The organism is Bacillus cereus group sp. BfR-BA-01379, assembly GCF_022663605.1.
Taxonomy (GTDB): domain Bacteria; phylum Bacillota; class Bacilli; order Bacillales; family Bacillaceae_G; genus Bacillus_A; species Bacillus_A mobilis.
This window is the reverse complement of sequence record NZ_JAKUFT010000133.1, coordinates 1-6,586: the sequence shown is the minus strand read 5'-3', so window position 1 is coordinate 6,586 and position 6,586 is coordinate 1. Positions and strand designations below refer to the sequence as shown.

The window sequence follows — 6,586 nt, the reverse complement described above, 5'->3', positions numbered from 1 at the left end:
GGTCCAAACGGAGATACATTTGGTCCTGGACCAAATGGAGATACGTGATGTCCATGGTGTCCATGACCACATGGTCCACATCCGCCGCCAAATCCTGGATCAACCGGGTCTACAACATTTACATTCGAGTTTGTTTGTGGGAAGAAGTTTTGGTTTTTAATTTGTTGATGGTGTACATGTGTTGTATGTGTCGGGAAAATATGTGGCACCACCGTTGTTGAAAAAGAATGTGTTACACACTGTTTCGTCGGATGAATGACAGGAGCAGTTGTACAGATAGGTCCTACAGGCTTATGCCCTCCAAAACAAGGATGACAATGATGCATAGTTTTTTCTCTCCTCTCTCGTTAAAAAAATCTGATTACACTTTACAATATGAGAAAAGAGGGAAAGCCGCTTGTTATATATACCCATTTATTCCAAGGAAATTTGTCTAGTCCCCACTTCCTATACAATACTTTTTATAGACAACCATCCAAAATTACTTACCAAAAAAACCTCCAACTTGCTTTACAATACCTGTCACTTGATTCATCGCATTCATCATTTGTCCAGCTGTATTCATCATTTTATTTACATCATAGTTACCATCTGACGTTTTAAATTGAGAAACAAAACTAGAAAATTGACTCGGTTGCTGTTGTTGTTTTTGTTTATTCTGCGTCGGATACGGTTGCTTTGGTGGATAAAACATCGCTTGTTGATTTCCATAGGGAGATGGTGGTGGCATATAGTATTGTGAATTCATATAAGGTTGCTGTTGTTGATCCATATAGGGCTGCTGTTGTGGATTCATATAAGGTTGCTGCTGCTGTTGTTGCGGTTGGTTCATAAACGACACTTCAAATGGCTGGTAATAATTTTGATTTCCATAATGAGGCTCGAAAGGATACATATTATACCGTAAATATGTATCTGTATTATATTGGTACATATTTTGCTGTGCATACGGATTAGATTGCTGGTATACGTTAGATTGTTGAAACATGCATTCTCTCCTCCTTCACATAAGTTTCTACATATATAATATGTACTTGTAAAATAATTTGTGTGACGGAGTATCTGTCTATTTTTGTCGGAAGTTTAAATTTTTAAAAAATTAAAAAAGAAAACCCTTCCATGCTATGATAATGAAGAAGAAGATTCTCATGGGGGAGGAATCAACATGGTATTAGGGGATTTAAAACAAGCGTTTTCTCAAAAAAAGGGGTATTACACAGAGAATGTAAATGAACTGTTAGACTTTGCGAGACATTGGTATCTCGAAGGAAAAATATGCATTTCAGATTACCGAACATTAATAAAAGAATTAGAAATAAACGGTGCAACAAAACCTACAACAATGACAGAAGCATAAAAAAACAAGAGGGCTTTCCCTCTTGTTACTTACATTGCTCAATTATATTTTGCAAAGTATACGAAATAGCTTGATGTGTTTCAAAGAATCGCTTACCTTTACCTTTATTTACAAAACATTGCAACACATTTGTCTGTAAATTATCGTACACTTGATCAATTTGCTGTACATGTATATACTTCGGTTTTTCTTCCTTAATCCATTTATAAGCTAATTCTTTCCACACCTTTAATTCCTCATCTACCATATCAACAAATGGTTTCATATCCTTATAAAAGTCGTATTCAATCATTTCTCTTTTTTTCTCATTTGCTTCATTATTATGCTGCATAAGTTTTTCTGAAGACTGTATTAATGCTTCATACTTCATTTCATTCCCACCTTATTATGCACTCACTACGACGTTTTGAAATGCCTTCACCCAATTCCCTTTTTCTTCGTGATGCACTAATTTATTTTCCATATGCTCAATATGCATTTCTGTTATTTCTATCTTATTACATATTTTTTCACTCTTATCCTTCAATGCATGATTCATTCTAATCCCTATATTCATTTCCAGCAAATCGAGAGAACTTAACATTTGATCCATTGTTTTCATTACATCTTCCTTCTGAACCATCGCCATATACAAAACGCCCCCTTCTTTGCTTTTCCTTTGTCATGTAATTTCGCCGAATGATTCCTCACTCCTGCCCACATGACAAAACTAGTTGTTATTCGTCAAAGAAATCATTTTGTATGTCATCAATAGAAATGGTAACAATACAAAAAGGAGGTGTATGAAAATGGCAAAGAACAAAAACGAAAAAAAGAAAAAACAAAACAAACAAAATAAGCCCGAGACTGGCAATCCAAAGTTAGATGGCCCAAACTTCCCTGCTACATAAAGTGAAACTTTAATCAGTGGGGTTTCGTTCATCCTCCACCAATTGTGCTTTTACAAAAAAGCTAATTTCTGAAGCATCCTTAATCTCTTATGTTCATTACGTTTTGAGATTAAATTTCTCGCACACATGGCAGGATTACTTTACATTAAGAAGTCCCGTCTTCATAAATGAAGACGGGACTTCTTTTCTATTATATCACGAACTCACCCATCCTTTTAACAAAACGATTTACAATAGAAGCAACATAGATTTGCTCCCTCTTTCTTTTATACCATTTTGTTATATCAACTTCCCCCTTATACTCTTCCAGTAAAAACAACTCATTTATTTCCGTATCTCTACAAAACCAATCTCTCATGCTTATTTCCTTATGTGCAACGACAGGATAAACCTCTCTAAGGGCTGGGGTACAAGATTTTCTAACTTCTCTTACATAGCATTCATAGTCTGCTCTTGATCCTGTGTGTATAGTTTGCAATGCAAACCTATGGAATAAACTTTTATAATTCGGATGAAACAGTAAATCCGCTAATTTCTTCCCTAGTTCTATACGCTTTTGTAACGTTTCAAATTGATATACTGAAAACCCATACATTCCCCCTTCAACGGTTGGAAAAATAACAGCACTTATATGAAGCATTTCTTGCAATTTAAAAAATGCAGTATGAAATACATGTTTTTTAAAATATGCATTCTCAATAACTGGTTTTTGAATTTTATTTTGCTCATTTATAATAAGCGCTGTCATGAGCCTATCTCGATCTTTTTTCTCCCAAAAATAACTCCATTCTTTTTCCATAAAAATTGATACGTTGAAATATTGTAACAAATGGAATAGCGGTACCTGTCTCCTCTTACTTTCTTCGTATAACAATAGCTGAGGAAATGCATCTAAAAAAATAATCCAATTCGCTTCTTCATAAGTCAGAAACAAATGTTTTTTTACTGTTTGAGGTAAAACAGTAGCATAATACCTCCCTTTTAAATCAGTCATATTCCATCCCGCATTTCTCGAGACCATACTTGCTAAAAAAGCCCACCTAATTTCACTATTTCTCACATAATATTCTTGATAGGACTGTGTTCGAGAAATGTTGTCCATATTAGCTATTTCTATTTCCCTCTTCATGTTGTAAACGATTGTTTTTTCTTCTTTTGTACAAACCATATTTTTACGATATTGTTCAATTTTTTTATAATCATTCCATGTAAACATGAGCTAGTCATCATACCTTTCTTCAAAAAGGTCACATCTTTTTTCATTTTTTGTTATAATCACCTTTGTAAGTAATTCTTAACAAGTTGGGAGTGGACACACTATGACCATTCGTTACCCAAATGGAAAACGGTACAATCAAGCTTCACAACCTCATAAAACACCAATTAAAAAACATACTTATAGTAATAGAGGTATGTCCCTTGAAGAGGAATTAAATGAAACAAATGAATATTACTTAACCCATAATATTGCATGTGTACATAAAAAACCTACACCTCTTCAAATTGTAAAAGTAGATTACCCCGCTCGAAGTGCTGCAGTGGTAAAAGAAGCGTATTTTAAACAACCTTCTACAACAGATTACAACGGTGTATATAAAGGGAAATACATCGATTTTGAAGCGAAAGAAACAAAAAATAAAACCAGCTTTCCACTTCAGAACTTCCACCTTCATCAAATTGAACATATGAAGCAAGTAATCGCTCATAATGGGATTGCATTTGTTATTATTAAATTTACACTTTTTGATGAACTTTATTTATTAGATGCAAAACATATTATTGCATTTTGGAATCGTCAAAATACTGGTGGACGAAAATCGATTACGAAAGAAGAAATAGAAGAGCATGGATCTTTATTATCATGCGGTTATCACCCTCGGATTGATTATATCCGTGTACTAGACACGGTTTATTTTTCGTGATAGAGTCATCACTAAGGCTCTTTTTTCGACTTTTGGGGGAGAGAATGAAAGGTAGGAGAAAGTATAATGTCAGATAATTATCGTTCTCGTACAGAACGAAATCATGTAAAAAATCAAAAGGAAGAAACAAATAAAGAGAAAAAACCAAAGAAAAAAGGCTCCTTTTTTAAAAAATTCCTTATAGGTTGTCTACTTCTTGGTATCGTTGGTCTTGTAGCTGGCGTTTCCGCTTTCTTTGTTATGGTGAAGGACGCTCCAAAATTAGACAAATCAAAACTTGTCAATCCTTTATCAACAAAGTTTCTTGATAAGAATGGGAATTTTTTCTATGAATACGGTGCTGAAAAACGAACCCACGTTACGTATGATCAAATTCCAAAGGTAGTTGAAAGTGCATTCCTTGCAACTGAGGATTCACGTTTCTATGATCATAATGGAATTGATTTTAAACGAACTACAAAAGCAGTTATGGAAAATGTCACTGGAGGATTCGGATCTCAAGGTGGTAGTACGATTACACAACAAGTAGTCAAAAACTATTTTCTAACGATGGACAAAACTGCAAAGAGAAAAGTACAAGAATGGTACCTATCTTACAAATTAGAGCAACAATACTCTAAGCATGAGATTTTAGAAATGTACTTAAATAAGATTAACTTAGGTAACCGTTCATACGGTATTGCAACAGCAGCCAAAAAATATTATGACAAAGATTTAAAAGACTTACAGTTACATGAAGCTGCAATGCTTGCAGGTTTACCCCAAGGTCCTAATATTTATGATCCAACAAAAAAAGACAACGTTGAACGAGCTACCCAACGTCGTAACGTCGTATTATCATTAATGAATCGACATGGTTATATAACAAAAGATGAAATGAATAATGCAATGAAAATCCCTGTAACTGAGGGTCTTCAACCGGCTTCAGAAGTAACTGAGATGAAGTATCAAGCATTTTTAGATGCTGTTGTAAAAGAAGTTGAAAAAGAATATCCGGATATAAATATCGGTTCAGATGGTTTAACGATCCATACAACACTTGATCAAGATGCTCAAGATTACGCAGATAAAATTATGGATGGCAATCTTATTAAGTATCCGAACGATCAATTCCAAGGATCATTCGTATTTATGGATACACAGTCTGGAGAAGTTCGAGCAATTGGAGCTGGGCGTAAAGAAAGTAAGTCTACTTTCAAAGGTCATAATATGGCCATTGATTTAAAACGCCAAGTTGGTTCAACAATGAAACCAATTTTCGACTACGGTCCAGCAATTGAGAATTTACAATGGTCTACATACCATCAATTAAATGACTCAGAGTATACGTATTCCAATGGTAAAAAAATACGAAATGCAACAAATAGTTACAAAGGTGACGTTTCACTACGTGAAGCTTTGAAAAAATCATTAAACATTCCGGCTTTAAAAACAGCCCAAGCGGTTGGTCTTCCTAAATCACAAGCGTTTGCTGAAGACTTAGGCATGACATTTAAAGACGGCAAAACATATGAATCAACAGCAATTGGTAGTAACGATAGTTCTCCTTTACAAATAGCAGGGGCGTATGCCGCATTCGGTAATGACGGTGTGTATAATAAGCCTCACTTCGTAAAAGAAGTCATCTTCCCAGACGGGAAAAAGAAAAGCTTTAAACCGAAAGAACAACGTGCAATGCACGACTATACAGCTTACATGGTGACTGACGTTCTTCGTGACGTAGTAAAACCTGGTTCTGGTGGTACAGGTCCAACAGCATACGTTTCAGGTATAGACGTAGCAGGTAAAACAGGTACACAAAACTTTGATGAAGACGTTATTAAAAAATATGGTATTCCAGCTGATGCAAACAGAGATAGCTGGTTCGCTGGATATTCACCGCAATATACAATGGCTGTTTGGACTGGTTACGAAAAGGATGGTCCAGAAAATTACATTGGCGATCGCTCTACTAGAATTGCGCAACAAATGTTCCAAGTAATGATGAGCAAATTCGCTACAGATAAATCTCGTTTCGAACGCCCTTCTTCTGTACAAGAATTATATGGTGAATTGTACGTAAAAGGTGCTAAGAAAGATGCGGTTAAACAAATTAAAGTAGATGCACCTAGTGGTCTTAATGTCGCTTTCGATGGCGCTAGCACAGTTACACTAAACTGGTCTGGACCAGCAGAAGTTGATGCGTATGCAGCAAGCTATAAAGCAACTGATGGTTCAAGTGGTAGCCTATCAATAAGTGGTACGAAAGCTACTCTTAGTGGTATTAAACCAGGCGTTACTTACAGCTTCTCTGTAGTAGCGAAAAAAGGTAATGGAACAAGCCCTGCAGTTGGTGCATCCTTCACTGCACCTGGCGGAACTCCAGACCCGAAGAAAGCTGATGAAGAGGCTAAGAAGAAAGCTGACGAAGAGGCTAA

At 35.6% G+C, this 6,586-nt stretch carries 9 protein-coding genes; 4 read left to right on the top strand and 5 right to left on the bottom strand.

Features of this window, described 5'->3' with window-relative positions; translation table 11 throughout:
* Positions 1 to 326, bottom strand: a 326-nt coding sequence (locus MR113_RS26500) for a CotD family spore coat protein (RefSeq protein WP_242257404.1), incomplete at its 3' end; no start/stop codon positions are given.
* Positions 327 to 481: 155 nt separating this feature from the next.
* Positions 482 to 988, bottom strand: coding sequence for a YppG family protein (locus tag MR113_RS26495; RefSeq protein ID WP_242257403.1), 507 nt, complete (start codon positions 986 to 988; stop codon positions 482 to 484).
* Positions 989 to 1,165: 177 nt separating this feature from the next.
* Between MR113_RS26495 and MR113_RS26490 the strand changes: the two genes are divergently transcribed.
* Positions 1,166 to 1,357, top strand: a complete 192-nt coding sequence (locus MR113_RS26490) for a YppF family protein (RefSeq protein WP_000242661.1) — start codon at positions 1,166 to 1,168, stop codon at positions 1,355 to 1,357.
* 25 nt (positions 1,358 to 1,382) lie between these two features.
* Here the strand turns inward: MR113_RS26490 and MR113_RS26485 are convergent, their stop codons facing one another.
* Together MR113_RS26485 and MR113_RS26480 are read right to left on the bottom strand one after the other, a co-directional pair.
* Positions 1,383 to 1,727 carry a YppE family protein gene (locus MR113_RS26485; RefSeq protein WP_242257402.1) on the bottom strand — a complete coding sequence of 115 codons (345 nt, stop codon included), beginning with the start codon at positions 1,725 to 1,727 and terminating at the stop codon, positions 1,383 to 1,385.
* 15 nt (positions 1,728 to 1,742) lie between these two features.
* The gene (locus MR113_RS26480; protein ID WP_001252039.1) at positions 1,743 to 1,985 is read right to left on the bottom strand and encodes a hypothetical protein; all 243 of its coding nucleotides are present in this window, start codon (positions 1,983 to 1,985) and stop codon (positions 1,743 to 1,745) included.
* A gap of 85 nt (positions 1,986 to 2,070) precedes the next feature.
* Between MR113_RS26480 and MR113_RS26475 the strand changes: the two genes are divergently transcribed.
* Positions 2,071 to 2,247 (top strand): phage portal protein, encoded by a 177-nt coding sequence (locus MR113_RS26475; protein WP_242257401.1) that lies wholly within the window; start codon positions 2,071 to 2,073, stop codon positions 2,245 to 2,247.
* 190 nt (positions 2,248 to 2,437) lie between these two features.
* On the opposite strand, the gene MR113_RS26470 is transcribed toward MR113_RS26475, so the two are convergent.
* Positions 2,438 to 3,463 (bottom strand): DUF2515 domain-containing protein, encoded by a 1,026-nt coding sequence (locus MR113_RS26470; protein ID WP_242257400.1) that lies wholly within the window; start codon positions 3,461 to 3,463, stop codon positions 2,438 to 2,440.
* Between the two features lie 103 nt (positions 3,464 to 3,566).
* On the opposite strand from MR113_RS26470, the gene recU reads away from it, so the two are divergent.
* Positions 3,567 to 4,169, top strand: a complete 603-nt coding sequence (gene recU, locus MR113_RS26465; protein ID WP_000155592.1) for a Holliday junction resolvase RecU — start codon at positions 3,567 to 3,569, stop codon at positions 4,167 to 4,169.
* Positions 4,170 to 4,235: 66 nt separating this feature from the next.
* Positions 4,236 to 6,586 (top strand): PBP1A family penicillin-binding protein (locus tag MR113_RS26460; protein WP_242257399.1); only part of this gene is annotated, 2,351 nt, incomplete at its 3' end.

Coding starts and splice junctions, on each gene's coding strand:
- MR113_RS26490 (WP_000242661.1), top strand. CDS start 1,166: ATGGTATTAGGGGATTTAAAACAAGCGTTTTCTCAAAAAAAGGGGTAT.
- MR113_RS26480 (WP_001252039.1), bottom strand. CDS start 1,985: ATGGCGATGGTTCAGAAGGAAGATGTAATGAAAACAATGGATCAAATG.
- MR113_RS26485 (WP_242257402.1), bottom strand. CDS start 1,727: ATGAAGTATGAAGCATTAATACAGTCTTCAGAAAAACTTATGCAGCAT.
- recU (WP_000155592.1), top strand. CDS start 3,567: ATGACCATTCGTTACCCAAATGGAAAACGGTACAATCAAGCTTCACAA.
- MR113_RS26470 (WP_242257400.1), bottom strand. CDS start 3,463: ATGTTTACATGGAATGATTATAAAAAAATTGAACAATATCGTAAAAAT.
- MR113_RS26495 (WP_242257403.1), bottom strand. CDS start 988: ATGTTTCAACAATCTAACGTATACCAGCAATCTAATCCGTATGCACAG.